The organism is Microbacterium sp. P5_B6 (assembly GCF_056400345.1).
This window is the reverse complement of record NZ_JBFULL010000005.1, coordinates 229706-255556: the sequence shown is the minus strand read 5'-3', so window position 1 is coordinate 255556 and position 25851 is coordinate 229706. Positions and strand designations below refer to the sequence as shown.

23 protein-coding genes are annotated in these 25851 nt (G+C 69.2%); 8 read left to right on the top strand and 15 right to left on the bottom strand.

Going from position 1 to position 25851, the window contains the following annotated elements; all coding sequences use genetic code 11:
• Window positions 1-15 precede the first annotated feature (15 nt).
• The 5 genes from AC1DP3_RS09275 to AC1DP3_RS09255 all read right to left on the bottom strand — a co-directional run bounded on the left by AC1DP3_RS09275 (window position 16) and on the right by AC1DP3_RS09255 (window position 6960).
• Entirely contained in the window at window positions 16-1674 is a 1659-nt protein-coding gene (locus AC1DP3_RS09275) for an acyltransferase (protein WP_477292868.1), read from the bottom strand.
• 110 nt (window positions 1675-1784) lie between these two features.
• Window positions 1785-2486, bottom strand: a complete 702-nt coding sequence (locus tag AC1DP3_RS09270; protein WP_477292907.1) for an HAD hydrolase family protein — start codon at window positions 2484-2486, stop codon at window positions 1785-1787.
• A 49-nt stretch (window positions 2487-2535) separates the two neighbouring features.
• Window positions 2536-3954 (bottom strand): glycoside hydrolase family 1 protein, encoded by a 1419-nt coding sequence (locus AC1DP3_RS09265; RefSeq protein ID WP_477292867.1) that lies wholly within the window; start codon window positions 3952-3954, stop codon window positions 2536-2538.
• Window positions 3955-4011: 57 nt separating this feature from the next.
• Window positions 4012-5865, bottom strand: coding sequence for a beta-glucoside-specific PTS transporter subunit IIABC (locus AC1DP3_RS09260; RefSeq protein ID WP_477292866.1), 1854 nt, complete (start codon window positions 5863-5865; stop codon window positions 4012-4014).
• 195 nt (window positions 5866-6060) lie between these two features.
• Window positions 6061-6960 (bottom strand): PRD domain-containing protein, encoded by a 900-nt coding sequence (locus tag AC1DP3_RS09255; RefSeq protein WP_477292865.1) that lies wholly within the window; start codon window positions 6958-6960, stop codon window positions 6061-6063.
• A gap of 96 nt (window positions 6961-7056) precedes the next feature.
• Here AC1DP3_RS09255 and AC1DP3_RS09250 point away from each other — a divergent pair, with 96 nt between their 5' ends.
• A complete protein-coding gene (locus tag AC1DP3_RS09250; protein WP_477292864.1) occupies window positions 7057-8082 on the top strand; it encodes a lactonase family protein in 1026 nt (341 codons plus the stop codon).
• Between the two features lie 19 nt (window positions 8083-8101).
• Here the strand turns inward: AC1DP3_RS09250 and AC1DP3_RS09245 are convergent, their stop codons facing one another.
• Window positions 8102-8710: a PadR family transcriptional regulator gene (locus AC1DP3_RS09245; RefSeq protein WP_477292863.1), complete on the bottom strand. Its 609-nt coding sequence runs from the start codon at window positions 8708-8710 to the stop codon at window positions 8102-8104.
• A 74-nt stretch (window positions 8711-8784) separates the two neighbouring features.
• Between AC1DP3_RS09245 and AC1DP3_RS09240 the strand changes: the two genes are divergently transcribed.
• Both AC1DP3_RS09240 and AC1DP3_RS09235 read left to right on the top strand, forming a co-directional pair.
• On the top strand, window positions 8785-9876 hold the full coding sequence (locus AC1DP3_RS09240) for an aromatic ring-hydroxylating oxygenase subunit alpha (protein ID WP_477292862.1): 1092 nt from the start codon (window positions 8785-8787) through the stop codon (window positions 9874-9876).
• Between the two features lie 2 nt (window positions 9877-9878).
• On the top strand, window positions 9879-10862 hold the full coding sequence (locus AC1DP3_RS09235; protein WP_477292861.1) for a PDR/VanB family oxidoreductase: 984 nt from the start codon (window positions 9879-9881) through the stop codon (window positions 10860-10862).
• A 75-nt stretch (window positions 10863-10937) separates the two neighbouring features.
• Here the strand turns inward: AC1DP3_RS09235 and AC1DP3_RS09230 are convergent, their stop codons facing one another.
• From AC1DP3_RS09230 to AC1DP3_RS09220, 3 genes are all read right to left on the bottom strand, one after another.
• Window positions 10938-11459 (bottom strand): hypothetical protein, encoded by a 522-nt coding sequence (locus AC1DP3_RS09230; RefSeq protein ID WP_477292860.1) that lies wholly within the window; start codon window positions 11457-11459, stop codon window positions 10938-10940.
• A gap of 56 nt (window positions 11460-11515) precedes the next feature.
• Window positions 11516-11722, bottom strand: a complete 207-nt coding sequence (locus tag AC1DP3_RS09225; RefSeq protein WP_477292859.1) for a hypothetical protein — start codon at window positions 11720-11722, stop codon at window positions 11516-11518.
• A 275-nt stretch (window positions 11723-11997) separates the two neighbouring features.
• Complete coding sequence (locus tag AC1DP3_RS09220; RefSeq protein ID WP_477292858.1) at window positions 11998-13734, bottom strand: hypothetical protein; 1737 nt, start codon at window positions 13732-13734, stop codon at window positions 11998-12000.
• Between the two features lie 192 nt (window positions 13735-13926).
• On the opposite strand from AC1DP3_RS09220, the gene AC1DP3_RS09215 reads away from it, so the two are divergent.
• A complete protein-coding gene (locus AC1DP3_RS09215; RefSeq protein WP_477292857.1) occupies window positions 13927-14244 on the top strand; it encodes a hypothetical protein in 318 nt (105 codons plus the stop codon).
• 8 nt (window positions 14245-14252) lie between these two features.
• Here the strand turns inward: AC1DP3_RS09215 and AC1DP3_RS09210 are convergent, their stop codons facing one another.
• The 4 genes from AC1DP3_RS09210 to AC1DP3_RS09195 form a co-directional block, all read right to left on the bottom strand.
• Window positions 14253-16787 (bottom strand): CHAT domain-containing protein, encoded by a 2535-nt coding sequence (locus tag AC1DP3_RS09210; protein WP_477292856.1) that lies wholly within the window; start codon window positions 16785-16787, stop codon window positions 14253-14255.
• A gap of 20 nt (window positions 16788-16807) precedes the next feature.
• Window positions 16808-18505, bottom strand: a complete 1698-nt coding sequence (locus AC1DP3_RS09205; protein ID WP_477292855.1) for a S8 family peptidase — start codon at window positions 18503-18505, stop codon at window positions 16808-16810.
• Window positions 18506-18580: 75 nt separating this feature from the next.
• Complete coding sequence (locus AC1DP3_RS09200; protein ID WP_477292854.1) at window positions 18581-19051, bottom strand: hypothetical protein; 471 nt, start codon at window positions 19049-19051, stop codon at window positions 18581-18583.
• A complete protein-coding gene (locus AC1DP3_RS09195; protein WP_477292853.1) occupies window positions 19041-19649 on the bottom strand; it encodes an RNA polymerase sigma factor in 609 nt (202 codons plus the stop codon). The genes AC1DP3_RS09200 and AC1DP3_RS09195 overlap by 11 nt, the downstream gene beginning before the upstream one ends.
• Before the next feature lie 94 nt (window positions 19650-19743).
• On the opposite strand from AC1DP3_RS09195, the gene AC1DP3_RS09190 reads away from it, so the two are divergent.
• Genes AC1DP3_RS09190 through AC1DP3_RS09180 form a run of 3 tightly spaced genes read left to right on the top strand, consistent with a single transcriptional unit; the run spans window position 19744 to window position 23414 of the window.
• Window positions 19744-20655 carry an ion transporter gene (locus AC1DP3_RS09190; protein ID WP_477292852.1) on the top strand — a complete coding sequence of 304 codons (912 nt, stop codon included), beginning with the start codon at window positions 19744-19746 and terminating at the stop codon, window positions 20653-20655.
• Between the two features lie 54 nt (window positions 20656-20709).
• Complete coding sequence (locus AC1DP3_RS09185) at window positions 20710-22089, top strand: FAD-binding oxidoreductase (RefSeq protein WP_477292851.1); 1380 nt, start codon at window positions 20710-20712, stop codon at window positions 22087-22089.
• Window positions 22086-23414, top strand: coding sequence for a class I SAM-dependent methyltransferase (locus tag AC1DP3_RS09180; RefSeq protein ID WP_477292850.1), 1329 nt, complete (start codon window positions 22086-22088; stop codon window positions 23412-23414). Before AC1DP3_RS09185 ends, AC1DP3_RS09180 begins: the two co-directional genes overlap by 4 nt.
• Window positions 23415-23433: 19 nt before the next feature.
• Here AC1DP3_RS09180 and AC1DP3_RS09175 read toward each other — a convergent pair whose 3' ends face one another.
• Window positions 23434-23862 carry a cupin domain-containing protein gene (locus AC1DP3_RS09175; protein ID WP_477292849.1) on the bottom strand — a complete coding sequence of 143 codons (429 nt, stop codon included), beginning with the start codon at window positions 23860-23862 and terminating at the stop codon, window positions 23434-23436.
• 38 nt (window positions 23863-23900) lie between these two features.
• Window positions 23901-24317 (bottom strand): NUDIX hydrolase, encoded by a 417-nt coding sequence (locus tag AC1DP3_RS09170; RefSeq protein ID WP_477292848.1) that lies wholly within the window; start codon window positions 24315-24317, stop codon window positions 23901-23903.
• A 49-nt stretch (window positions 24318-24366) separates the two neighbouring features.
• Between AC1DP3_RS09170 and AC1DP3_RS09165 the strand changes: the two genes are divergently transcribed.
• Window positions 24367-25848 carry an SDR family NAD(P)-dependent oxidoreductase gene (locus AC1DP3_RS09165; RefSeq protein WP_477292847.1) on the top strand — a complete coding sequence of 494 codons (1482 nt, stop codon included), beginning with the start codon at window positions 24367-24369 and terminating at the stop codon, window positions 25846-25848.
• The last annotated feature ends 3 nt before the right edge of the window (window positions 25849-25851 follow it).

Here is a 25851-nt window from a genome sequence, read left to right as displayed (position 1 = left end):
TGCGCGTCCTGCTCGTCAGCTGATGGCGAGGGATGCCGCGGGCTCTGGGCGGTGCACGCCACGCGGCCGGTAGCCGAGCGAAGATGCCACGCCGCAGAGATCGGCGAGGTACCACACGATCGCGAGCCACATCTCGGTGCCCTGGAGGCCCGGTTCGGTCTCGGCGAGCCCACGGGTGGTCGCATGTGGAAGCCGGAACGCGAATCCGCGGTCGTCCACCCACGCGCCCAGCGCCTCATCGAGGAGCTGTCGCGCGAGAGCCTCGACCTCAGCGGACCGGTATCCCGTGTCGCGTGTGAGCCAGAGCGGATGGGCGATGTCGAGCACGTTGCACGCGTCGAGCCGGCCTGGTGCGAAGTGCCGGGCGTCCCGGGCGTGGCGCAGCACCGAGTCGATGACGCGTTCGGGGTGCGGGACGGGCACGCCGAACTGGGCGAAGGTTCCCCGCGTGGCGCGGTAGTACCCGTTCACGACCAGCAGCAGGTCGCCGGAGCCGTCGGCCGTGCCCCACATGCCGGTGTCGGGGGATGCCCGCGTGAGGAGCCAGCCGAACAGCGCCTCGGCAAAGCCCGCCGGAACCGCGTCCCCTCGATCGGCACTCCAGCGGATCGCTGTGCCGTACGCGTCGACCCAGTGTCCTGCGTGCCAAGGATTCGCCGACCACGGGAGGGCCGAGAGGGCCTCGATCACGGCAGCGCTCGAGTCCGTCACGAGTCTGATCGGCGCTTCGAATCGCGCTCCGAGGAGGTCGAGCGCGTAGCCGACGCTGAGGACGTGGTACGCCGCATCGGGGTCCGCCGGGTCGGCGGGTCGCTGTGCCCCCGAGCCGCCGAGCGGGCCGACGAGGCCTGTTGTCGGATCCTGCCACTCCTGCAGGCGGGCGATCTGCTCCTCGGCGGGCAGCTGTGGGGGCGCGCTGCCGAGCAGCAGGTCTGCGATCTCGATGGCATCGCACTGGGCCCGGACCGTCACCCCGGCGCCGGGTCTGTCGCGGAAGAGCCGCGCCTCCGGCATCCACGCGCGATCGAGGATCGCACCGGCCTGAAATCGAGCCCGGTCCGCGAAGTCGGAGACGCGGGTCGCGAGGCTCTGCGCCTCAGGCTCCGCCGTGTCGCCGGGTGGCACCCTCCACCGGATGAGCTTCGCGGGGTTGCCGCCCACGATGGCCCCGCCGGGCACGTCCTTCGTCACGACCGCTCCCGCCGCCAGCACGGACCGGTCGCCGATGGCCACTCCGTCGAGGATCACCACGTGGGACCCGATCCAGACGTCGTCGCCCACCGTGATGCCCTGACTCTGCAGCGGCTGACGGAACACCTCGACATCAGGGTCGGACATCGTGTGATTGAAGCCGAGGATCGACGTGTGCGCTCCGATGCGCACACCGTCGCCGAGCCGGACGTTCCCGCGAATGACCGCGTACGGGTTCATGCTGCAATCCCGCCCGGCTATGAGGCTGCCCGTGACGTATGCCCCCGCAGCGATATAGGTCCGGTCACCGAGCTGGAGCTCCTCATTCTCGACGGATGCCGCGTCGGAGATGAAGCAGTCCACGCCGAACCTGTGGCCCGGCCGCGCTCCGAGATCCGCCTGGAGTGCCCGCTGCCGCTCCTGTGCGGCGGGGTCCGCGTCGCGCCAGAAGTCCCAGGGCGAGAACTCGAGGGGATCGATCACCGTCCCATTCTCCTTGGCTGCCGCCCGCCGGGGTTCCGACCGTCCCGTGTCCTTCGAGACTCACCCTTCGCAGGAGTGCCTCACATCTACGAACGGTGCCGTCGCTCGCGTCAGACCAGGCCGTGGCGCACGAACGCGTTGTAGACGCCGTCGGCGCTCACGCTCGTCGTGACTTCGTCGGCCAGCGCCTGCAGCTCGGGATCGGCGTTGCCCATCGCGATGCCGACCCCGCAGACCTCGAACATCTCGACGTCGTTCCAGCTGTCGCCGATGCCGATCGCCGTGGAGGGATCGACACCGAGGCGCTCGAGCACGTGAAGGATCGCCGATCCCTTCGTCGTGCCCCGCATCCCGACCTCGCCGTTGGATCCGCCGGGCAGCGGCATGCTGCCGGGGACGACGTGGAAGAGCTCGCCCAGGTCGGCCTGCAGCTGAGTCACCATGCCGGCCGACTCGCTCATGAAGACGGCCTTCGCGATCTGCGTGAGATCCGCCTCAGACAGGTCGCGGAATCTCGGAGCGACCGAGGGCTCGACCTCGCCGCGGAGGGCGCCGATGACCTCATCCATGAGCCGGCGGGCACCCGCACTTGCATACACACCGGTGTCGGACTGGAGGAAATAGTGCGTGCCGTGCGCGTCGAAGTACTCGGTGAGCTGGGCGAGGGCGTCGACCGGCATCGTGCGGGCGAGCACGGTCTCGCCGTCGCTGGTGGCGAAGGCGCCGCCGTTCGTGATGGCGCCGTCGAAGCCGATGGCCTGGACGTCCGGGTGGATGTCACCTGCTGACCGGCCCGTGCTCAGGTAGACCAGGTGCCCTGCGGATCGGCCGCAGCCTGTCGGCTGCGGCCCGCGCCCGGATTCAGCGCGTCAGGCTCGCGCCATTGGTGCTGATGACCTCCGCATACCAGTCGAACGACTTCTTGCGGTGCCGTTCGAGAGTGCCGGTGCCGTCGTCGTTGCGATCGACGTAGATGAAGCCGTACCGCTTGCTCAGCTGTGCCGTGGAGGCGCTCACGAGATCGATGCATCCCCAGGTGGTGTACCCGAGCACATCGACGCCGTCGAGGATGGCCTCGCCGACCTGAACGAGATGGTCGTTCAGGTACGAGATCCGGTAGTCGTCGATCACGGTCTTGACTCCGTCGACCTCGACCAGCTGGTCGCGCGCTCCCAGCCCGTTCTCCACGATGAAGAGCGGCTTCTGCCAGCGGTCCCAGAACTGGTTGAGCACCAGGCGCAGCCCGATCGGGTCGATCTGCCAGCCCCACTCGCTGGCCGGAAGGGTCGGGTTGGCGACGCCCCCCATGATGTTTCCCTGGCCCGAGACCTTCTTCGCCGGGTCGCCGGTCTCGCAGATGCTCATGTAATAGCTGAACGAGACGAAGTCGACCGTATTCGTGAGGTCCTCCCGATCCTGCTCGGTGATGTCGAGCTGGATGCCGTTCTCGCGGAGAGTCCGCAGGAAGTATCCCGGGTAGCTGCCGCGGGTGTGGACGTCGCCGTAGACGAGATTGGCGTGGTCGGCCTCCAGAGTCGCGAGGGCGTCGACGGGAGACGGCGTGAGCGGATACACCGGCATCGACAGCACCATGCAGCCGATCTGCGCGTTCGGAGCGACCTCGCGAGCGATGCGGGTGGCGCGGGCGGATGCCACCAGCTCGTGGTGCATCGCCTGGAAGAGCTGCTGCTTCGTGAGCTCCTCGGCCGGGGTGTTGATGCCGCCCGACATGAACGGAGCGTGCAGCAGCGAGTTGATCTCGTTGAAGGTCAGCCAGTACTTCACGCGAGATCCGAACCGCTCGAACAGCGTGCGCGCGTAGCGCTCGTAGAAGCCGATGAGCTGCCGGTTCGTCCAGCCGTCGTAGGCCTCGGCGAGATGCAGGGGGGTCTCGTAGTGCGAGATCGTCACGAGCGGCTCGATGCCGTGCTTGTCGAGTTCGTCGAGCAGACGGTCGTAGAAGGCGAGACCCGCTTCGTTCGGCTCTGTCTCGTCGCCGTTCGGGAAGATCCGGCTCCAGGCGATGGAGAAGCGATACGTCTTGAAGCCCATCTCAGCGAAGAGCGCGATGTCCTCCGCATAGCGGTGGTAGTGGTCGATGCCGACGAGCTTCAGGTTGTCGGGCGTCGGTGTGGCCGTGCGCGGTGCGCCGATGCCGCCGCGAGGCAGCACGTCCTGCACGGACGGACCCTTGCCATCTGCGTCATAGGCGCCCTCGAGCTGGTTTGCGGCGGTGGCGCCGCCCCAGAGGAATTGCGAGGGGAACGGGGTGGTGGTCATTCTGGCTCCAGTCAGGGTGAGGGGCGGGATGTGTGGGCACCCCGCCCCTCGCGGGTTCTACTTCGAGACGAGTGCCGACTCGACGGCCAGCGCCGAGAACAGGGGCTCCCCGTGGGCGACGGGACCGCGTGCCGCGTTTCCGATGCTCGGGTACAGATCGGGGTTCGTGATGATGACCGGTGTCGTCAGGTCGTAGCCGGCCCGAGCGATCTCGTCGCCGTCGAACTCGACGAGCAGGTCACCCGCCTTCACCTGCTGGCCCGTGGTGACCGCGACGGTGAAGTGCTTGCCGGCGAGTTTGACGGTGTCGATCCCGATGTGGATCAGCAGCTCGGCGCCGTCCGCGTGGCGCAGCCCGAACGCGTGGCCGGTGGGGAAGGCAGCGACGACCGTCGCATCGAAAGGCGCGTACACGGCACCCGAGCGCGGCTGGATCGCCACTCCCTGGCCGAGGGAGCCGTCGGCGAAGGCAGCATCGGCCACCTCGCTCAGCGGCACGGCGACGCCGTCCAGCGGGCTCAGCACCTCGATGTCGTTGGTCTCGCCGAGAGCAGCCTCCATCGCCTCGGGCTCCTTGAAGCCGACGAGCACGGTCAGCAGGAACGGGAGGATGATCGCGACGGCCAGGCCGATCGCGAGGACGACCATGTTGCCGTTGCCGAACAGGGCAGGCAGGGCCAGGCCGGACGGGACGACGAATGCGGTGGAGAAGACGCCGCCCATGGCGAGGATCGCGCCGCCGACCGCGCCCCCCACGACGCCGAACGCGAAGGGGCGCTTGAGCGGCAGGTTGATGCCGTAGATGGCGGGCTCGGTGATGCCGGCGAGGAAGCCGGAGAGCGTGGCGGGAGCGGCGAGCGACTTGAGGTTCTTGTCTCGTGCCCGCACCCAGACGCCGGCGACAGCACCAGCCTGCGCGAGGACGGCGGMGAAGACCGGCGCGATGAGGAGGATCTGTCCGGTGGTCTGGAACTCGAGGGTGAACAGCGGCACGAGTCCCCAGTGCAGACCGAAGATCACGAAGACCTGCCAGAGGCCGCCCATGACGGCACCTCCGAGCCACGGGGCCGTCGCGAAGAGCCATCCGATGCCGCCGCCGACCCAGCCGGAGATGATGGCCGAGATGGGGCCGATCACGACGAAGACGAGTGGCACGGCGACGAGCACGACGATCATCGGCGTCACGAAGCGCCGGATCGCCGCGGGGAGCTTCGCGTAGAGGAATCGCTCCGCGTGACTCTGCAGCCAGACGATGATGATGATCGGGATGACGCTCGAGACGTAACTGACCATCGTGAACGGGATGCCGAGGAAGTTGAGGGCCTCCGCGCCGACCATCGCCGTGATCGAGGGGTACAGCAGCGCGCCGGCGATCGCGAGCGAGGTGAACTCGGATGCCTTGAAGTAGCGCGCGGCGGTGATCGCGAGTGCCAGTGGGAGGAAGTTGATGAACGCGTCCGACAGCGCGTTGAGCAGGACATAGGTCGTCGTGTCGACCGCGATCCATCCGAACGTCACGGCTGCCGCGAGGAACGCCTTGAGCAGACCCGTCCCTGCAAGGGTCCACAGCAGCGGAGTGAAGATCGCCGAGATCATCGAGATGAAGCGGTTGAAGAGGTTGCCCTTGGGTCCCTCCACCGCCGGCGCCTCGCCGGCTCCGCCGAACTTCGAGATCTTCCCGATCTCGGCGTACACCTCGGGCACGTCGTTTCCGATGACGACCTGGTACTGACCGCCGGCCTGTGCCGTCGTGATCACGCCCGGGGTCGACTTCAGGGCCGCGGCATCCGCCTTGGCCTCGTCCTTGAGGATGAATCGAAGCCGGGTCGCGCAGTGCACGAGCGACTTCACGTTCTCCTCGCCGCCGACGCCCTTCAGGACKCCCGCCGCGGTCTTCGCGTAATCCGCCATCGGGATCCGCCTTCCTTTCGCCGCTCCACTGCAGCCGTGTGATTCTTGCGGGCATCCYGGGCCGTATCGCCTGTTTCAGGGCAAAAAAAAGACCTGAACTCGTTCATCGCGCGAAACGCGATGTGAGTTCAGGTTTTGCCCGCCGAAGCGGTAACAATCCGGAATGCTCGTCAGGGCTGAAAAACCCTGCGTCGGTCACTCTACCATGGGCTCGGCGGTGCTCGACGCCAGCTGGGTCTTCAGACGCTCGACGTGGACGATGACATAGAGCAGCTCTTCGTCGGTGAGCTCGGAGCCCGTGGCCCCGTGCACATACGCTTTGACGTCCTCCGCGATCGCGAACGAGCGGGGGTAGCTGCGCCGGGCGAATTCGAAGAACGAGGTGTCTCCGCTGGCGAGCATCGTGCGGTTCACGAGACGCTGCAGCAGGAACTGAACATGCAGCACGAACCGCGCGTAGTCGGGGCTGCCGGTGTCGAGGTGCACGCCGAGATCGTGCTGGACGACGTCGACCACGTGCTGCACGCGCCTCAGCAGAAGAGCTGCTGTGCCGTTCGGCTCGTCGCGCGTCGCGTTGAGCACGTGCATCGTGAGGAAGACCGACTCCTCGGGCGGCAGGTCACGCTCGAGGGCTGTGGCGATCGAGCTTGCCATGCGCTGGGCCGCCTCGTATTCCTGCGGATAGAGCACGCGCAGCTCGGGCATCGTCGTCGTCGGGATCCGCAGGCCCTTATCGAGGCGCTCCAGGACGAACTGGATGTGGTCGATGACCGCGATCGTGAGATGGCGGCCCAGCTGGCGGCCCAGCATCCGCTCGGCCTCGTCGACCGCATGCGTGACCGCTTCGATGACGGGGTAGGGGACGTCGCTCAGCAGCTGCTTCTCGCGGTCGCCGTCGGCCCCGGCATCCAGCACGAACGTCTTCTCGACCTTCGCCGGGTCGATGACATCGGCGGGCTTGAGCTGGAAGCCGAGGCCCCTGCCCATGAGGACGCGCTCGCGACCCGATTCGTCGAGCGAGATCACGACGTTGTTGTTGAGCACCTTGTGCGCGACCGTGCCGGTCGAGCGGGCTCCGTCGCGCGCTGCCGCCATGGGAGGAAGCCTAACGGGACGCAGCGGGCTCCGGCGGCATCGTCATTCGACGATTTTGTGTCGAGCGTCCGAAAAGCATTCTCGTAGCATCGAGGCATGACCGATCCTCTTGTCCTGGTCGCGAACGCCGGCGACGGCACGATCTCCTCCTTCCGCTTCTCCGGCGACTCGCTCGAGAGGCTCGCCACGACCGAGGGCCTTCCGGGCTGCTCGACCTTCGTCGCCGACCCGACCCGGTCCCTGGTCCACGCGGCCGTCAAGGGCGATCCGGCCGCGATCGTCACCCTTTCACTCGACCGCACAACGGGCGTCCTGACGCCGATCGCGCGTCGTGATCTCAACGGCGGCGGATTGAACTACGTGGCCCTGAGCCGTGGCGGATCGGTGTTCCTCGGCGCCTCGTACGGCGGGGGGTACGGCATCACTGCCCCGGCCGGACCCGACGGCGTCGGCGAACCTGTCTCGCGGATCGCCTACCCGAACCTGCACTCGGTGCTCGCGAGCGCAGACGGCCGATTCGCCTACTTCGTGTCGCTCGGCGCCGACCTCATCGCGCAGTTCGCTCTCGAGGATGACCTTTCGCTCGTGCCGCTCGAGCCCGCCTCGGTGCCCGCGCCCACCGGCAGCGGACCACGCCACCTCGCGTTCAGCAGTGACCAGGATGCTGTCTACGTGCTCACCGAATTCTCCGGCGAAGTGCTCCATTACGCGCGGGATGCCGAGACGGGGCTGCTCTCGCAGGTCGGGTCAGCCACGGCCTTCGATCCGTCGGCAGGACTTCGCCACAGCACGTTCGGGGCGGACCCGCGGGCGGGGCATCTCATCTGGGGCGCGGACCTGCATCTCGGCGGCGATGGACGCACGCTGTGGGCGTCCGAGCGCAGCGCGAGCACGCTTGCCGCCGTTGCGGTCGACGCGGACGGCACCTTGAGCCCGGCGCGGCGGTTCATTCCGACAGAGCCGCAGCCACGCGGCTTCGCCCTCAGCCCCGATGGCCGGCACCTGGTCGCGGCAGGGGAACGCTCCACGTTCGTCTCGCTGTACTCGGTCGACGGCGATGACCTGCAGCTGATCGAGCGCGTCGAGACCGGCAGCGGGGCGAACTGGCTGCGCTTCGTCTGACTCCGCGCGGGGCTGATCTCTAAGCGGGGATCCCGGATGCGTCCCCTCGTCTCTCGAGCCGGTCCACCAGCGTGAGTCCTCGTTCGGTCCAGGCGATCTCCTGGTCCGCCTGCGCGATGAGGCCTTCATAGGCGAACTCCTTGAACGCGACGATGCGCTCCCATTCGCTCGCGGGGAACTTCTCCAGACGGCGCTTGACGATGGGATGCTCCCGCGCGCGGATCAACTCGAGCTGCTCCAGCCATTGCGCGCGGAGCTCCTCGTGGTGCGCCCGATGGGCGCGCAGCTGAGCCCGTGCGGTGGCGGCATCCGTCCATTCGAAGTACGCGGCGCGCAGATGCGCGGGGTCCCGTTCGCGGGAGTACTCCAGCGGCGTCTCCATCCATGCCCGGAATGCCTGCACGCCGGCGGGAGTGGCCTCGTAGCGGGTCTTGGTGCCGCGCGTGCCCCAGGTCACGTTCTCGCCCGCGATGAGGCCGTCCTGCTCCATCTTGCGCAACTCGGGGTAGATCTGGGAGTTCGGCGCGTGCCACACGTGCCCGACGGAACTGTGGAATGCCTTCGCGAGGTCGTAGCCGGTCATCGGCTGCGCGGTGAGCAGGGCGAGAAGGGCGAAGCGCAGACTCATGAGCCGAACTGTAGTCGCGAGCGCGCTCGATTCTGTACTATCTACCTACATAGATAGTTGACGAGGGAGTCGGCATGCAGACGAGCACGACCAGCAAGGTTCTGGATCACCCGCGCAACGCCTGGTACGTGGCCGCGTGGGACTACGAGATCACGCGCAAGCCGCTCGCACGCACGATCGCCGGCCGGCCGCTGGCCCTGTACCGCACCGAGGACGGCCGCCCGGTGGCCCTGGCGGATGCGTGCTGGCATCGGCTCGCGCCCCTGTCGATGGGCAAGGTCGTCGGCAAGGACGAGATCCAGTGCCCGTACCACGGCATCCGCTACAACTCGGCGGGGCGGTGCGTCTCGATGCCCGCTCAGGAGACGATCAACCCGAGTGCGCTCGTGCCGTCGTTCCCGATCGTCGACCGGTACCGGTACGCGTGGGTCTGGGTCGGCGACCCCGCGCTGGCCGATCCCGACATGATTCCCGACATGAGCCAGATGACCGACCCGGAGTGGACCGGCGACGGCGAGCTCATCTACGCGCCCTGCAACTACCAGCTGGTGCTCGACAACCTGATGGACCTCACGCACGAGGAGTTCGTGCACTCGTCGAGCATCGGTCAGGACGAGCTCAGCGAATCGGACTTCGTCACCACGCACACCGACACGACGGTGAAGGTCGAACGATGGATGCTCGACATCGAGCCGCCGCCGTTCTGGCTGAAGAACATGCGCGACAAGTTCCCCGGGTTCGAGGGGCGCGTCGACCGGTGGCAGATCATCCACTTCGAAGCGCCCTCGACGATCCGCATCGACGTCGGTGTGGCGAAGGCGGGCACCGGCGCTCCGCAGGGCGACCGCAGCCAGGGGGTCAACGGGTACGTGATGAACACGATCTCGCCCGAGACCGACCGCACCTGCCACTACTTCTGGTCGTTCCAGCGCAACTACCGCCTCGACAGCCAGCTCATCACCACCCAGCTGCGCAACGGCGTGCACGGAGTCTTCGGCGAGGACGAGGCGATGCTGGCGGCGCAGCAGGCCGCGATCGACGCCAACCCGGACTACGAGTTCTACAGCCTCAACATCGACGCCGGCGGCATGTGGGTGCGTCGGCTGATCGAGCGTCGGCTAGCGGCCGAGGGCCGGATGCCGGCACCCGCGGCCGTGGGAGCGTAGGCGTGGCCAGCGCGCACACCGTCGTCTGGCAGCGGGCGGCGGTTGTCGAGAACATCGCGCTCACTCCGGCGATCCGTCGCATCGTCCTGCGTCCCGATCATCCCGTCACCGCGCCCCCGGGGTCGCATGTCGACGTGCGGATCTCGATCGACGGCGACGACGTCACCCGGTCGTACTCGATCGTCGACGCGGCACCCGCGGGCCTCACCGTGGCGATCAGCGTCTTCGAATCCGAGGCATCGCGCGGGGGAGCGGCGGTGATGCACGCCCTCCGCGAGGGCGATGTGATCGAGATGACCGAGCCGCTCCAGGACTTCCCGCTGCGCTTCGGCGCGCCCTCTTACGTTCTCCTCGCCGGCGGCGTGGGGATCACCGCGATCGCCGGGATGGCGGCATCCCTCCGATCCATCGGCGCCGACTACCGCGTCGTGTACTGCGGTCGGTCGCGGGCCGAGATGGCCTATCTGTCCGAACTCGAAGCGACCCACGGCGCCCGACTTCACGTGCACGTGCGCCACGAAGGCACCACTCTGAACGTCACCGAGCTCATCGGAAGCGTCGATCCCGCAGGCGAGCTGTACATGTGCGGACCGATCCGGCTGATGGATGCCGTCCGGCGGGCGTGGCTGGAGCGAGAGCTCGCACCCGCGCAGCTGCGCTTCGAGACCTTCGGCAACAGCGGCTGGTACGAAGCCGAGTCCTTCACCGTCCGGATCCCCGCACTGGGGGTCGAGACGGTCGTCCCGCCGTCGGCGACCCTGCTCGAAGCGCTCGAAGGCGCGGGGGTCGAAGCGCTCTACGACTGCCGCAAGGGGGAGTGCGGGCTGTGCGAAGCGCGCGTGCTCGACCTGCACGGCGTGATCGACCACCGGGACGTGTTCTACAGCGAACGCCAGCGTGACGCCAGCTCCAAGATCTGCGTGTGCGTGTCCCGGGTGAGCGAGCCGACGCAGAGGAGCGGGACGATCACCCTCCAGCTCAGCTGACCGATCGGTCGGCGTTGGATGCTGGGCCTCGGCTTCTGACGGAAGCCCCGAGCGACCCGGTCGCGGCGTGGCGAGTCAGGGACGGAGCGGAGTGACGGCGTCCTCGATGAATCCTCGATCGGTCAGCACGCCGGCGTCGAGCAGCGTCTGAGTCGCATCTTCGACCTCGTCAAGCAGCTCGTTCGCGGCATCCGTTGAGAGATCGCCGCCCTTCACGGCATCGAGGGATGCTGTCGCCCACATCGAGAAGGCGGCCTTCAGTCCCATCCCGTTCCAGTGGTGACCGGGAGTGTCGGCGATCCCGCGGTTGCGCGGGAACCCCCAGCCGGCCGGCAGGCTCCACGGCCAGATGGACCCGGCCTTCACGTACTCCTCGTCCACGTCGGCGTGCGTCACGCGCACGTCGCCGGCCTGGGCGCCATCGAGGGTCTGCGACAACAGCTCGTCGACGGTGCCGGGCACGGTGTCGAGCGTTCCGCCCACGGCGACCTGCACCTGCCGAGGCAGGAACGGGACGATGACGGGAGCCGCGATCGCGATGAGGCCCACCACGACGGCCACGGACGCGGCTGTCGCGATCTTCGCTGCGAGTTTCATCAGCAGAATCCTCGCATCAGTCGCCCGGATGCCGCCAATTCAGCGGGCCGCCATCGTCAGGGCGTCTTGCGCCTCCGCGAGAGCACGATGCCGACCACGATCAGGGCGAGGCCCGCGAGCAGGACGAACGGGCCGATGGTGGCCCAGAGAGGTGAACCGCTCATGGCAGATCCAGGCAGGACGTTCAGACCCTGCAGGGTCCAGATAAGCCCGACGAGGGCGAGCAGGACGCCGAGGACGAGGAAGGGCCAGGTTCGCTTCACGAGCGTCACGCTACTCCCGTCGTCGGCATCGCAGGCCCGCCCCGCCGGGTGCCGCCCCGCCGATCCAGCCCGCCCGCCAAGGCGCGGCCGCCGGACTCGCGAACCCATGCGTTGTTGCCCAGCCCATGTGGAACCGTGCGTGGGTTCGGAAGGAACTCATGGGTTCGCGAGTCCCGGGGACAGCAGGGGAGAGGACGACGGTCGGCAGCGCCCGCACGAACATCGTCCCGGCCGGAGGATCGGCTGCTCCGGCCGGGACGACGAGGGGTGACGCATCACGGTGCGCGATGCGCCTCGATCGTCCGTGAGGTGATCGATGGTCCGATGCCGGCGCCCTTGCCGCCGGCGGTGTGGGTCGCCGTCACCGAGAGCGGCCGGTCCGAGACGATGTCGAGGACGCCGAAGAACAGTCCGCCGGCAGCGCCGCCGAGCTCCTTCAGCGCGACCTCGTCGTCGAACGTCGCCTCACCCGCCTGCAGCGTGATCGCCGCGAACTGCTTCGCCGGCACGACATCAGGCTCGCGTCCCACGACCTTGCTCTCGACGACGAGCGCCGCGAAGCGCTTCTCGACATCGACCGCGCAGGTCCCCGGGTTGTAGATCGTCACGGCCGTCGCGTATTGCCCCTGCACGAACGGCCCGGGCTCACGGCCGTTCGCCGCTCCCGAGACGAACTCGACCGAGTAGTGGTAGCGGCACTGCGGAACGGTGACCCGTACCCGCTTCTGGGCGACGACGACCCCGTCGGCGACGACGTCGATCGTGCCGGTGAACACCTGGGGGTGCTCGCGGCAGTCCTTGACACCGAGCCAGGTCACTTCGAAGGTCAGCACGTGCTCCTCGTCGCCGGGGAGCGGACCGTAGCTCGCCGGGGTGATCGACTCCACGAACTGCGCGGTGTCTCCCGTCGGGACGAGCGATACCGAGCCGATCGACGAGACGGCGTCGGCGATCAGGTCCGACAGGGTCGTGACGATGTCGGCCGGGTTGATGCCCGTCGTGTGCGATCCGCCGGGGGTGGCGGCCGTGATCCGGGTCGCCTGACCTGCGGCGCCCGCCGGCACGGAGGGCGCGTAGTCGATCGCTCCCGAGTTGGGGTCATCGTCGAGCGCTGTGGCGAAGCCGGTGGTGGTGCTGACGGCGACGACCGCGATGCCTGCGGCCACGAGATCGGCGGTCGCCGTCGCCTCGGTGATGTCGGCCGCGAGTCCGCTGAGGGCCGTGGGGATGGGGTCGTGCCCGGGGGCGTCGCCGAACCACACCAGGATGCGCCGGGCATCCGGTCTCCATCCGATCCCGGCGTCCGTCGCGACCTGGTGCAGCGCGTAGAGCTGCCCCTCGGGTCCGTCGGCTCCTTCGCCGGCGGCCCAGGCCGCGATGGCGGCATCCGCGGTCGGCAGAGCCGTGGTCGGCGAGACCTGGTGGGCGAAGGCGAACGAGTTGTGCGCGCCGCCGTCGACGGGGAAGTCGCGGTAGTTGCCGACACCCCACGCCACGTCGAACCCGGCGAGGGCGGGGTTGTTCAGGATCGCGCTCGCTCCCGCGGCGACCGATGCCAGCACCGACCCCATGCTTCCCGTCGTGTCCGCGAGCAGATAGACGTCTGCCTTGGGCGGCGCGGACGACTTCGGAACGGTCACGGTGATCGTCTCGGTCACCCGCTCGCAGCGATTGAGCCGCCAGTCGTTGGTGGTCGGGTCGATCGTCACCGGCTCCTTCGTCACGGGCGCCACCTCCCGTCCGGGCTCGAAGGTGGGAACGAACAGCTTCTCGCCGCCGAGGAGGCGCTCGAGGCCGGCCAGCGGCCGGATCACGCCTGCTTCACTGACGGTGATGTGGGCGACGGAGTTGGGCTTCTCGGGGTCGGCCGCCGACACCAGCCGGGCGATCTCTCCCGTGGGCAGGCGGGTCTCGGATGCCGCGACCAGGCGCGGCTTGGCGATCCCCAGCTCTGCGGCGAGGTGCTTGACGACGTCCTCAGGCACGTCATCGAGCGGGAAGGGATGAGTCATGGCAGTTCCTTCTGTCTCGGGGTGCCGATTCACCCAGGCGTCTGGGTCCCCTCACAGCTCAAGGAGCAGGAACCGGCCGCGCTGATACACGCGCCGCGGATCGGCATCCGAAGCCGTCTCGAGGTATCAGGTGACGCCGCTGCACCTCTTGCATGGTGAGCGGAACCTCCGCCCCGAACGAGGAGAACAGCGATGAGCACGACGATGACGTACCGACCGGGAGCGGGAAGCGCGTCCGGCGCGTGGAATCACCTCGAAGAGACGGTCGATCGCCTCGCCGACGTCGTGGAGAGCCTTCTCATCGGCACCGGGGAGTTCGTGTGCAGCCTGCGGTACGAAGAGGCCGAGGCGCTCGCCGAGCTTCTGGATGCCGGGCACCGCACGCAGACGGCTGCCCGGCTGATGCATCGATGGGTGCTCACCGAGCCCGACTGGAGTGACGACGCCGAGCACTTCGACACGCTCCGCCAGTGGCTCGCGCTCTCGCTCGAGCCGGCGCGCGTTGGCTGACCCCGGCTTCAGAACCCCGTGCCGTGCACGTGGAACGGCGAGACGATGCCGGTCCGCTCCCCGGCGAGCGCGAGGGCTTCGGCGGGCAGCGCGCCGGCGGCCAGACGCTCGTGCATCGCCCCGAGAAGCTCGCAGGCGACATCGTCGGTGACCACCACGGGAGAGGCGACGACGCATCGCGTGCCGGCATGCAGCCACGCGCGGGTCATCCCGATCGCCTCTTCGCCCCACCGGACTGAGGAGCGGCCGAGCTCGCAGGCCGAGAGCACGACGGTCTGCGGCACGCGGCCCATGCGGTCGATGTCGTAGCCGAAGAGCGGACCGTCCGCCAGCTCGACCGCGGAGAACTGCGGGTTGTCGCTCGAGTGACGACCGTGAGCCGCGATATGCAGGATGTCGACCCGCGTCGCCAGGTCGGCCACGGCATCCACGGTCGATGGGTCGGCGTGGAGAAGCTTCTCCGCGGGCCACGCCGCCGCAGAGCGAGTGACCTCCTCCTCCCCGCGGGCGACGTGCGGGCCCGCCGCGAAGCCGACGGACTCGGCGCGCCAGGCTTCGCCGGCCCGCTGGCGGACCCAGCGCGACACGGACGGTGTCACGGTGACGGCGCAGCCTCTGAGGGCCGGGAGCATCGCCCATGGTGTGCCCGAGAGCACGCCCGGCATGGTGATCACGAGGCGCGATGCGCCGTCGGTCACGGCGGCGATCGGCGCGAGCAGGAGCCGCGAGAGCGCGGCGAGCCGGTCGTCGAGCGACGCGTGGACGGCGGGGGCGAAGGGTCCGGAGCGGACGGATGCCGACATGTCGAGGTCTGACCGCAGGCCCGCCATGGTCGAGCGCACGGCGTGCCAGTCCAAGTGCACGGCGTCGGTTCGACGGGTCGTGGCAGCGAGGGCGGCGAGCGCCCGTCCGTCGTACACGAACGCGACGATGGCATCGCCGTCGCTCAGAGCCGACCGCGCTTCGCTGAACCCCACGCGCTCGTGGATCGACGCGGTCCCGGTGTTCGACCACTGCCGCTCCCGCGCGCGGTCCCGCAGGGCCGCCGCGCGAGGGTCGAGGAGCCAGTCGCCGCCGGGATGCGCGGCCCGGATCATCCGCAGCTCAGCGAGTTCCGCCGCGGAGTCCGGGTCGGGCGGCGGGCGCAGCGGCACGACCTGCAGGCTCGTGTGGCGGGCCCGTTCCGACCACTCGAAGATGAGGTCGGGGCGGCCCGATCGCACTGCCGAGGAGAGGCCCGCCCTGAGCAGCCCCCGCCCGAGCATCGACGCCGCGCCCTGCAGTTCGAGGCTGCCCATCGACTTCTGCGACCGCTCGAGCACCTCCACCCCCCGGGCGGCCTCGCGTCGAGCGAGGCCCTCGCGGCCGTCGAGTCGCGCGTGCTCGGCCCGGAGCTCATACGTCATGAGGGTGACCTCCAGCGGGACCGCCCTGAGCAGACGGGGTCCGTGCCCCTCCCGATCGCGGCCTGTCCGCCGCACGCGCGCCAGCCGTTCGGCCATGCGTAGGGCGGCGGCATCCCCTCGCGAGCCCTGTCTCTCCAGCGCGCGCGCCGTGGAGGCGATGTGCTCCGCAGCGGGCAGGCGGCGCCGAGGTGCGCCCGGGTCGTCGTCCGAACCCGCGGCGAGCAGCGCGCGCAGATGCAGCGCTTCGGCCCTCAGGGCCCGGGCATCGCTCCCGACACGCCGGAAGCGCCGCCCGGCAGCGGCGGCGACTCGCGCCGCCCGCAGCGGCGCATGGCGCAGCAGCGACCGCGCGAGCAGGTACTCGGCATCGGCCTGCTCACGCACCGCGGACAGCTTCGCGAACACCCGGGCGACATTCGCGAGGCTCGTCTCGGCCTCGGTGACGAGGCCCGCGTCGCTGAGCGCCTGGGCACGGTCCAGCTCGTTCGTCGCGGCCCAGAGCTCCGACTCGCTGTCGAGGGGAGCGCGCACGCGCTCCATCGTCTGCAGCGCGCGGACGAGGTCTCCCTCGAGCATCGAGACGTAGCCGTGGTTGTGTTCCGCCTGCGACGCGGCCAGCACGTCACCCTGTTCGAGGTAGGCCCGCTCCGCCCATTCCAGGTCGGCCTTGGCCGCCTCGAACTGACCGCGGTCCATGTCGACGAGAGCCCGGTTCATCCGCATGTTCGCGGCGCGCAGGGGGTCGTGGGCGAGGCCCCGGATGCTTCTGCTCAGCCACTCCGACGCGCTGTCGAGTCGTCCGCGCGACATCTCGATCGATCCGAGCTGCCCGTGCAGGATCGCCACGGTCTCGGGCGCCAGACCAGGTCGGGCAAGGGCCTCCCGGCAGAGCCGCTCACCCTCCTCCGCATCGCTGGAGATCGCGAGCAGGTAGCCGGAGGTGCCGGCGACGCGAGCGGCGATGTCGACCTCGCCCCGGGCTTCGGCGGCGTCCGCTGCGCGCGCGAGCGTTCGGCGCGCCTCGGCATAGCGGCCCTCGTTCACCTGATCCACGCCGTGCCGGTAGAGCGCGAGCGGGTCGGCCGATGGGGGCACTCGCGTCTTCCCGACGTCGTTCTCTGCGATGTTCGCCGTCACGGGCGGGCTTCTCCCACTTCTCAGCCGGCCTCGCCCGCAGCGGCCCTGCTTGCGATGGCGGCGGCATCCCATACCGAGGTGTCCTTGCCAGAGAGCTGCGCGTAGACGTCCTCGAATCCCCGCGTCGGGCGCGAGCCTGCCGAGGTGAGCTCCGCGGCCATCCCCTGGGCGATGAGGCCCGACACATAGGGTGCCGCGAAAGAGGTGCCGCTCCAGATCCCGAACCCGCCGTAGAAGTCGTCCGGATCGATCATCGTCCGCTCGAGCCCGCCCACGTCGTCGCGAGCCGGCGCTGCGATGCCGCCCTCGAACGACGTGGGGATGGTGCTGAGCACGGAGGTTCCCGGGGCGTAGACGCGCACCCAGGAGCCGAGGTTGCTGTACAGCGCGACCGACCGCCGATTCGGGTTCAGCGCCCCGACCGAGAAGTGCGCGGCGATGCCCGCCGGTTCGGGCCCCAGCCCGAGTCCCGGATCGCTGCCCTCCCAGAGCGCCGCCGGGAAGGCGGGACGATCCGTGGCGTCGTTGCCGGCCGAGCACACGACAACGATCCCGCGACTGCGGAGGTCCACCAGGATGTCGTAGAGCCCCGTCGAGAAGAGCCCGTCCTCGGGGGTCTCGTGGTAGTACCCGAGTGAGAGATTGATGACGTCGATCTGCTGCCCCCCGTCGTCCACGAGCGCGAGCAGCTCCTCAAGGGCGTGCATGAGCTCGAGCTCGATCACGGTGCCGTCGCTGTCCGAGACGCGGACCGCGACGATGTTCACGTCGGGGCCCGCCTGCCGGACGATACCGCTGACGAACGTCCCATGACCCGACGAGGAGTCGAGGCGTCCGTCGAGTGGTCCGGTCTGGTCGGGGAAGGCCTCAGGGTTGGTCTCGGGCTGGTCGATGCCGACCACCTCCGGCGGCGTGGGCGAGGCCAGGCGCGAGTCCACCCAGGGATCCGCGTCCGCCGGGCCGCGCAGCCACGCGTGCTCTCCGCATCCGGTGTCGATCACCGCCACGACAGGTCTGCGCCCGCCCTTCTCCACGTCGTGCTGCGCCCGCGGCGCCGCCCCGACGTAGGTCACCACCTCGAGGCCGCCGCTCCCGGCCGAGGCGTAGCTCTCGAGGTCGGCGGCGGGATTGGTGCGCGCGAAGGGATTGGTCCTCGCGAAGGGATTGGTCCTCGCGAACGGGTTCGTCCTCGCGAACGGGTTGACGCCGATCTCGTCGACAGACAGGACGTGGTCGAGCCCCACCGAACGCAGGGGATGGCCCTCCGGCACTCGCGCCGACCGGCGGAGCGCTGACCGCCGGAGACGCGGCCAGCCTGGATCGAGGACGGCCGGACCGGCCAGCTGCCGACGGGGCCGCTCCAGCCACCCCGCGAGCCGTCGCGCTCGCTGCAGCAGCCGCCAGGCATCCACGGGCTCATCGCGATCAGAGCGGGCGTCCTTCACGATGTCGGCGCGCGTGAGCTCAGTGCTGCGCAGCTCCTTGCCGCCGGCATTGCGGTTGTCGCGGACCTGCACGGGCTCGACTTCCCACCCGAACGCGACGGCCGCGGCGCTGAGCAGCTCCAGTGCGGGTCCTGGGTCGCCGCTGATCAGAAGGTGCCCCGGCACATACACGGTCGGATGGGCCCGGATGCCGTCCACCGCGTCGTGCGCAGGGTCGAGGAGCACTCCGCGCGAGGCGGTGTCTCGGTCTCGCCAGGTGGGTTCGTCGGCCATGTCCTTGTCTCCTGTCTCCGCGCGGCGAGGAGCCGGACGGCGGGGTGATCACCTCGGGCTGAGCAGCTCGAGTGCCTACACTTCGAACCGAGGGGTGCGGAAGTCGTGCACGTCGCCGTCGGCTCCTCGCACGACGATCCGCAGCTGCGATACGCCTGCCGGAACGGAGTCGAGCGCGAAGCGACCGTGCTCGCCGACCTCCGCCGGCCAGTCGTGATCCCCCTGCACCAGGCGGATCGCGAGAGCGCTGGTGTCGACCCACCCGTCGATGCGGCGGGACCCGTCCTCCGTGGCGGTGACGTGCAGCAGCACGCTCGTCTCGCCGTCGCTGAACTGCAGCGTGGCGGTGTCGGTCTCGCCCCGGACGGCGGCAGGAGCGGACCCCTCGACGAGCGTGAGCAGCGCGTACTCCCGCGACAGGTCCTCCACGGCCACCGCCGCGACCATCCGGTCGACGAGGTCCGCCGGCACCGGGTCCACGTCCTGCCACACCTCGCGGAGTCGCGCGAACAGCGCCGCGTCGGCGCTGAAGTCGTCAGTGTTCATTTCTCTCCCATCCGGCGCCCTCGAGTACGGCGCGGAGTTTAGCCAGGCAGCGCTGGCGCGTCGGTCCGATGGATCCGACAGGCATCGCCAGGTCCTCGCCGATGCGTGCGTAATCCGGACGGTCGTCGAAGGCCACGATCCTCAGCAGATGACGGCATCGGTCATCGAGGCTGCCGACCGCCGCCCAGAGACGCGACTTCTCGTCGTCCGCCGTCGCGGTCTGCTCGGCGGATTCCCGCACGGGAAGGCGCGCTTCGAGCGCCTCCTCCTCAGTGGGGTTCGCCAGCCGATGCTGCTTTCCGACGCGCCATGCCTCCCGCCGTGCGCACATCGTGAGCCAGCCCGACACCGCCTGAGGATCGAGGATCGAGGCATGGCGCCGCACGAGAGTCAGCCAGGTGGTCTGCACGACGTCCTGCGCCAGCGCAGAATCCAATCCATACGAGCGGACGATATGCCAGAGCACCGGAGTCATCAGCCGGACCAGTTCGTCCATCGAGCGGCTGTCGCCCTCGCGCCAGCGGATGAACAGGTCGGCCGCGCGCTCCCAGCGGGCAGGCTCGACCGAATCGACGGATGCCGCGCCCGCGTGCGTCATAGGGCCAATTGTGTCCACGCTGAGGAGAGAGCGGAAGTGCCCGCTTGATACATCGCCGCCGATCGACTTTCGGACGACCTGGCAGACTCCGGGTATGACCAAAAGGGCGCGCACCGAGCTGAAGAGCACCGGCTACGAGATCTTCATCGCGATCCTGTCGATCCTGTCGATCCTGAATCTGGTCCTCGTGATCACGATTGTCGACAACGAGGACCTCCAGACCGTCCTGGGCGTCATGAACGCGCTGTTCAGCCTCATCTTCCTCGGCGACTTCACGTACCGGATGGTGACCGCCCCGTCTCGCACCGGGTACTTCTTCCGGCACGCCGGCTGGGCCGATCTGCTCGCCAGCCTCCCGTTCCCCCAGCTGAAGGTCCTCCGGGTCTTCCGGCTCATTCGCGTCTTCCGCCTCTTCCGCGAGCTCGGCGCGAAGACCATCCTGCGAACGCTCATCAAGGACCGGGCCGGAAGCGCGCTGCTCGTCTTGCTCCTGATGGGCATCCTGGTGCTGCAGTTCGGCAGTCTGACGATCCTCTACGTCGAGTACGACGCCGCGGGGGCGAACATCACGACGGCCTCCGACGCCCTGTGGTACACCATCGTGACCATCTCGACGGTGGGCTACGGCGACCGCTACCCCGTGACCGACGCCGGTCGACTTGTGGGCACGATGATCATCGTGGTGGGTGTCGGCATCTTCGGCACGTTCACCGGTTATCTCGCCAACCTCTTCCTCGCACCTCGCAAGGGCGATGACGTCGTGGAGGACGCCGGGGAGGGGGCCGAGGCTCCCGAACCGGTCGAGCAGCCGGCGACGGATGCTGTCGCTCCAGCGCCGGCGGAGGTGCCGGCGACCGCGTCGGCGGAGGTGCCGGCGACCGCGACAACGCAGGTGCCCGCGACCGCGACAGCGGAAGAGCTCCGGGCCCTCCTCATCCGCAACAGCGCGGAACTCGACGAGATCAAGCGCCTGCTCCTTGCAGGCGGAGGGCCGGACCAGGCCTGATCTTCGCCGGAATCACCCCTTCACCCGAGTCGCGGCTCGGACTAACGTGAGGGCGTGTCAGCAACGGCGATCGACGCCCGGACCGCCCACGCCGACGGCGTGGAGCGTCTCCTGGCGAGCTATCGCGCCGTGCCCGCGTCAGCACCGGTCCGACTCGCCAAGCGCACCTCGAACCTCTTCCGGTCACGCTCCAAGACGCACGTCCCCGGCCTCGACACCACCGGGCTGACGGGCGTCATCGAGGTCGACCCGGTCGCCCGGACGGCCGACGTCGCCGGGATGTGCACCTACGAGGACCTCGTGGCAGCGACGCTGCCCTTCGGGCTCGCGCCGCTCGTCGTTCCTCAGCTGAAGACGATCACACTCGGAGGTGCCGTCACCGGCCTCGGCATCGAGTCCTCCTCCTTCCGCAACGGGATGCCGCACGAGTCCGTGCTCGAGATGGACATCCTCACCGGAGCCGGCGAGATCGTCACGGTGTCGCCGCACGAGAACGCGGACCTCTTCCGGACGTTCCCGAACTCTTACGGCACCCTGGGCTACGCCGTCCGGCTGCGCATCGAGCTCGAGCCGGTCGAGCCGTTCGTCGCCCTCAGGCACCTGCGATTCCACGACCTCGCCGCGCTCGTCGCCGCCATGGACGGGATCATCCAGACCCGCCAGTTCGACCGAGTCCAGGTCGACTACCTCGACGGGGTGGTCTTCAGCTCCGACGAGAGCTACCTCTGCGTCGGCGCGCAGACCTCGGCGTCCGGCCCGGTGAGCGATTACACCAGGCAGCAGGTGTACTACCGCTCCATCCAGCACGAGGAGGGCACCAAGACCGACCGCCTCAGCATCCACGACTATCTCTGGCGATGGGATGCCGACTGGTTCTGGTGCTCCGAGGCGTTCGGGGCGCAGCATCCCGTGGTTCGCAGATTCTGGCCGCGACGGTATCGCCGCAGCCGTTCGTACGCGACGCTCATGCGGCTGGAACGCCGGTTCGACATCGGCGATCGGCTCGAGCACCTGCACGGGCGGCCGTCGCGCGAGCGCGTGATCCAGGACATCGAGGTGCCCATCTCGACCTGCGCCGAGTTCGTCGACTGGTTCCTCGGGAACGTTCCGATCGAGCCGATCTGGCTGTGCCCGATCCGGCTGCGCGGTGACGCGGACTGGCCGCTGTACCCCTTGCGCCCTCGCGAGACGTACGTGAACGTCGGATTCTGGTCGACCGTCCCGGTGGGCGCGACCGAGGGTGAGACGAACCGGATGATCGAGCGCAGAGTGAGCGAGCTGGACGGCCACAAGTCGCTCTACTCCGACGCGTTCTACTCGCGGGATGAATTCGACGCTCTCTATGGCGGTGCCGCTTACCGCGCGGTGAAGCGCCGGTACGACCCGGATTCCCGGCTTCTCGACCTCTATGCCAAGGCGGTGCAACGACGATGATCACCTTCACCGAGAACGCGGCCGGCAAGGCCGACGCGTCCCCGACGACAGCGAAGCTCACCCTCGCCGAGATCCTCGAGATCTTCGTCGGCGGCCGGCTGCCGCTGCGGATCACCGCCTATGACGGCAGCTCATCGGGCCCCGAAGATGCGCCCTTCGGGCTCGAGCTGAAGACACCCCGGGGCACCACGTACCTCGCGACCGGACGCGGCGATCTCGGGCTCGCGCGGGCCTACATCGCCGGCGATCTCGACATCCATGGAGTCCATCCGGGCGATCCGTACGACCTGCTCAAGGCGCTCGCCGAGAGTCTCGAGTTCGCGCGGCCGCCGGCGAAGGTCATGGCGCAGATCGTGCGCTCGATCGGCGTGGAGCACTTGAAGCCGATCGCTCCGCCTCCGGAGGAGGTGCCGGCGCGCTGGCGCCGCGTCGCCGCCGGCCTCCGGCACAGCAAGAGCCGCGACGCCGAGGCGATCCATCACCACTACGACGTCTCGAACACGTTCTACGAGTGGGTGCTCGGGCCCTCGATGACCTACACGTGCGCGTGCTATCCGGCTCCGGATGCCTCGCTCGAGGACGCCCAGGAGAACAAGTACCGGCTGATCTTCGAGAAGCTCCGCCTGAAGCCCGGCGACCGGCTGCTCGATGTCGGCTGCGGGTGGGGCGAAATGGTCCGCTACGCCGCGCGGCACGGCGTGAAGGCAATCGGGGTCACCCTCTCGCGGGAGCAGACGGCGTGGGCGCAGCAGGCCATCGCCGATGCCGGACTCGCCGACCTCGCCGAAGTCCGCTTCAGCGACTATCGCGACATCACCGAGAGCAGCTTCGACGCGGTGTCGTCGATCGGGCTGCTCGAGCACATCGGCGTCCGCAACTATCCGTCGTACTTCCGCTTCCTGCAGTCTCGCCTGCGCCCGGGTGGGCTGCTGCTCAACCACTGCATCACCCGGTGCGACAACCAGACGGAGCCCTCGACACAGGGCTTCATCGACCGCTATGTCTTCCCGGACGGCGAGCTCACCGGGTCTGGTCGCATCATCACGGCGGCGCAGGATGCCGGTCTCGAGGTGCTGCACGAAGAGAATCTGCGTCCGCACTACGCGCTCACGCTGCGAGACTGGTGCGCCAATCTCGTGGATCACTGGGACGAGGCGGTCGCCGACGTCGGCCTCCCCGCCGCGAAGATCTGGGGCCTCTACATGGCGGGATCGCGACTGGCCTTCGAGACCGGCGGCATCCAGCTGCACCACGTGCTGGCGGTCAGGCCGGACGGCAGCGGAGGCACAGGCGATCTGCCGCTTCGGCCGTGGTGGACGCCCTGATCTCAGCCTCGACCGGCACTCACCACGGCGACGGGCGGTCGTTGTCGCGCCGGCTGTCGTCCGGGAAGTGCGGCAGCTCGTCGCCGCCGGCGCGGATGCAGAGCCAGCGCAGCTGCTCCGGACTGTCGGGAAGGCAGCGCCAGGTGCGCCACACGTCCTGATGCACGCGCACGACCGTTCCGGGTCCGACGTCGACCACATCGTCGTTGAGGCCCATCTGCCCGCGCCCCGCCAGGAAGACGTACAGCTCCTCGACGCGTGCGTGCGCGTGCCAGTAGCCGGCCTCTTCACCGGGCTCGAAGGCGTTCGCCGTCATCCCGATGTACTGCATCGTGATCTCGTGGTCGACGACGCGCCGCCCGTCGCGCGAGCTCTCGGGGCGGAATCCGCCGTAGTGCTCCCGCCACTCGTCGAGGCCGCCCATCTCCACCACGTCGTAGTCGCTCACGTCGCGAGCGTAGCCGGTGGAGGCGCGGGACCGGGGACTCAGAGCGGAAGGAAGTACTCGCGCGCCAGCGGGGCGATCTCGAGCTGATCGGCATCCGCTCGCGAGACCCATCTCAGCTCCGCGATCTCGGCGCCCACCCGCGGGAGCTGGGCGCCGATGTCCGCTTCGAACACCTCGGCGACCACGAGGAAGCCCGGCTCGTTCGCCGCGGCTGCCGTGAAGGATCCGAGTGCGCGCAGCTCCCCGGGGTCGAGACGGAGGCCGAGCTCTTCGTCCAGCTCGCGGCTGAGGGTCTCGCTCGCCGACTCGCCGTGCTCGGGCTTGCCGCCGGGCTGCATGAAGGCCGTCGTTCCTGCCTTGCGGACCACGAGCAGTCGTCCCTCGTCGTCGAAGATGACCGCTGCCGAGACGTGGATGCGCCGGAGCGCTGTCGGTTCGCCGGGCACGGAGGTCACCGTCGCACGGTAACAGGATCCGCACATCGCGGTCGACGTAAAATCGTGTGTGCCTCCCGAGACTCCTGCCGCCTCCGACCTCCCGCCCAGCGGCATCGATCCGACAGAGCTGGCCATCACGCTGCGGGTGCTCGACGGCATGGCGGGCGTCGATGAGTCCCACCCCGATTACGTCGCCGTGCGCCGTGCGACGGCCGCGATGTTCAAGGCGGTGAAGAAGGTGCGCCGCCGTGAGATCCGCGACGCGATCGCCCAGGCCGACCGCGAGGTCGTGGCGGCCACGGCCACCGGCGCGCCCGACCGCATCGACGACGAGACGCGCGGCATCCCGATCAGCACCGCGACCACGGCGCCGACCGCGGGAACCCTCCTCAAGGCGCGGGGCTGCTACATCTGCAAGCAGCCGTACACGGTCGTCGACGCGTTCTATCACCAGCTCTGCCCGTCGTGCGCGGCGATGAGCCACGAGAAGCGCAACGCCCGCACCGACCTCACCGGCAAGCGCGCGCTCCTCACGGGCGGCCGCGCCAAGATCGGCATGTACATCGCGCTGCGCCTGCTGCGCGACGGCGCGCACACCACGATCACCACCCGGTTCCCGCGCGACGCTGTGCGGCGCTTCAGCAGCCTCGAGGATTCGGGGGAGTGGATCCACCGCCTCAAGATCGTCGGCATCGACCTGCGCGACCCGGCGCAGGTGATCGGGCTCGCCGAGGATGTGGCGGCCGCCGGATCCCTCGACATCCTCATCAACAACGCCACCCAGACGGTCCGGCGCTCGCCGGGTGCCTATCAGCCGCTGGTGGATGCCGAGCTCGCGCCCTTGCCGAGCGGTCCGCTGCCCGAGCTCGTGACGTTCGGGCACACCAACGACCAGCATCCCCAGGCGCTCGAGCGCTCGGTGAGCGCCCATCCGATCCTCGCGGCGGCCGCCGCCCGCGCGGACGAGCTCACCGAGCAGGCGATGGCTGCCGGATCGAGCTCCCTCGAGCGGCTCGCGGCCGGCACGGCGATCGACGCGGGGGGACTCGTCCCCGACCTCGATCACTCGAACTCCTGGGTGCAGCGCGTCGAGGAGGTGGATCCTCTCGAGATGCTCGAAGTCCAGCTCGCGAACACGACCGCGCCGTTCCTGCTCGTCTCGAAGCTGCGGCCGTCGATGGCGGCCAGTGAGTCTCGGCGCACCTATGTGGTGAATGTCAGCGCGATGGAAGGCGTCTTCGGCCGCGGCTACAAGGGACCGGGGCATCCGCACACCAACATGGCCAAGGCCGCTGTCAACATGCTCACCCGCACGAGCGCGCGCGAGATGTTCGAGAGCGACCGCATCCTCATGACGAGCGTCGACACCGGCTGGATCACCGACGAGCGCCCGCATCCCACAAAGGTGCGTCTGGCTGAGGAGGGCTTCCACGCCCCGCTCGATCTGGTGGACGGAGCAGCGCGGGTGTATGACCCGATCGTGCGCGGCGAGGCCGGCGAAGACCTGTTCGGGGTCTTCCTCAAGGACTACGCGCCGGGCGCCTGGTGACCG

What these genes read in the sequence shown, in the direction of transcription:
- AC1DP3_RS09265 (WP_477292867.1), bottom strand. Translation starts at nt 3,954, where the DNA reads ATGACCACCACCCCGTTCCCCTCGCAATTCCTCTGGGGCGGCGCCACC.
- AC1DP3_RS09255 (WP_477292865.1), bottom strand. Translation starts at nt 6,960, where the DNA reads ATGGCGGCAGCGCGCGACGGAGCCCGCTCGACCGGCACGGTCGCGCAC.
- AC1DP3_RS09250 (WP_477292864.1), top strand. Translation starts at nt 7,057, where the DNA reads ATGACCGATCCTCTTGTCCTGGTCGCGAACGCCGGCGACGGCACGATC.
- AC1DP3_RS09245 (WP_477292863.1), bottom strand. Translation starts at nt 8,710, where the DNA reads ATGAGTCTGCGCTTCGCCCTTCTCGCCCTGCTCACCGCGCAGCCGATG.
- AC1DP3_RS09240 (WP_477292862.1), top strand. Translation starts at nt 8,785, where the DNA reads ATGCAGACGAGCACGACCAGCAAGGTTCTGGATCACCCGCGCAACGCC.
- AC1DP3_RS09230 (WP_477292860.1), bottom strand. Translation starts at nt 11,459, where the DNA reads ATGAAACTCGCAGCGAAGATCGCGACAGCCGCGTCCGTGGCCGTCGTG.
- AC1DP3_RS09220 (WP_477292858.1), bottom strand. Translation starts at nt 13,734, where the DNA reads ATGACTCATCCCTTCCCGCTCGATGACGTGCCTGAGGACGTCGTCAAG.
- AC1DP3_RS09215 (WP_477292857.1), top strand. Translation starts at nt 13,927, where the DNA reads ATGAGCACGACGATGACGTACCGACCGGGAGCGGGAAGCGCGTCCGGC.
- AC1DP3_RS09205 (WP_477292855.1), bottom strand. Translation starts at nt 18,505, where the DNA reads ATGGCCGACGAACCCACCTGGCGAGACCGAGACACCGCCTCGCGCGGA.
- AC1DP3_RS09200 (WP_477292854.1), bottom strand. Translation starts at nt 19,051, where the DNA reads ATGAACACTGACGACTTCAGCGCCGACGCGGCGCTGTTCGCGCGACTC.
- AC1DP3_RS09195 (WP_477292853.1), bottom strand. Translation starts at nt 19,649, where the DNA reads ATGACGCACGCGGGCGCGGCATCCGTCGATTCGGTCGAGCCTGCCCGC.
- AC1DP3_RS09190 (WP_477292852.1), top strand. Translation starts at nt 19,744, where the DNA reads ATGACCAAAAGGGCGCGCACCGAGCTGAAGAGCACCGGCTACGAGATC.
- AC1DP3_RS09180 (WP_477292850.1), top strand. Translation starts at nt 22,086, where the DNA reads ATGATCACCTTCACCGAGAACGCGGCCGGCAAGGCCGACGCGTCCCCG.